This window comes from Ruegeria sp. CH10 (assembly GCF_056537125.1).
The window spans coordinates 1-1,402 of record NZ_JBQFQY010000016.1 but is presented as its reverse complement, the minus strand read 5'-3'; the positions used below and the strand labels follow the sequence as shown (position 1 = coordinate 1,402).

The window sequence follows — 1,402 nt, the reverse complement described above, 5'->3', positions numbered from 1 at the left end:
CGAGTTTCCAGAAGCCATCGAAAGTACTACCACTCCTGTGTCTTGGCCCCCTAAAACTGTGCCACAGTTGGCTTAGTTTTGGAGACGGGATTGATGGCGCGGAAACGGTATTCGGACGAAGATATTCTGCGGCTTTTGCGCGAGATTGAGCTGGGCCTGGCATCTGGTTCGGATGTCGCGACGGCGTGCAGAACGGCTGGTGTCAGTGATGCGACCTATTACACATGGCGCAAGCGGTTTGGTGGGATGGGACGATCTGAGATGGCCAATCTGAAGGCGCTGCAGAAAGAGAATGATCGGCTCAAGAAAATCGTGGCTGAGCTTGAACTGGACAAACTCATTCTCAAGGAGAGCCTTGATTATCTAAAGCCAAAGGCCTGACGGCAGACCAGCTTCGTCAGGCCGTGGTCCACACCCGACAAAAGCTGGCAACCTCTGAACGGCGCACCTGTCGCGTGATTGGATTGGCGCGGAGCACGCTGCAATACCGCGCAGCGCCAAAGGATGATGAGGCGTTACGTCTGGCGATGATCCGATTGGCCAAACGGTATGGGCGCTACGGCTACCGCAAGGTCGCCGAGCTGCTGCGTGTCGAAGGCTGGGCAGTCAATCATAAAAAGATCGAACGACTATGGCGCGAAGAAGGCTTGCAGCTCCCACAACGGCACAAGAAACGCAAACGGCTGTACCACAAGGACAGCTCGATCATCCGGCTCCGACCGCAACATCCCAATCACATCTGGAGCATTGACTTTGTCCACGACAAGCTGAGCAACGGACAGAGCTACAAGATGCTGACGGTGCTGGATGAGTATACCCGTGAGGCGCTCTGCGTAGCGGTCAAGCCGAAGATGAACAGCGCAGACGTGCTGGATGCGCTCTACCCACTCTTATTGCGGCACGGGAAGCCCGAACACATCCGTTCCGACAACGGCGCGGAGTTCATCGCAACGGCCCTGCAGACCTGGTTAAGAAAGGTGGGCATTAAGCCGATCCAAATCTACCCGGGATCACCTTGGGAGAATGGATACAACGAGCGCTTCAATGGCACTCTGCGCCGGGAAGTCCTCAACGCAGAATGGTTCCACACCACCAAACAGGCTCAGATCGTCATCAATACCTGGCTTAGACAGTACAATCGTGTCAGACCCCATCAGGCTCTAAACATGCGACCGCCCGTTCCAGAAACCTTGCTCAAAACTGGCCCATAGAATTGGGGCTGGACAGGGCATCTCAACAACTGTCATCGAAATTGGCTTTGGACTTTATCGACGGTTCGCCGGTTCGCCGGTTCGCAATAAACTCGAACCTCTTGCATTTTTGAGTTTTTCAACACTATCCGGACTTAGCCGCCGTTCGAGGCGCTGAACTTACTGCGACGAGCAACATAGGTCTGTTCGTA

1 pseudogene is annotated in these 1,402 nt (G+C 54.7%); it reads left to right on the top strand.

From position 1 onward, the window contains the following. Nucleotides 1–93 precede the first annotated feature (93 nt). Nucleotides 94–1,211, top strand: a pseudogene (locus tag ACRZ94_RS20705) (IS3 family transposase). The last annotated feature ends 191 nt before the right edge of the window (nt 1,212–1,402 follow it).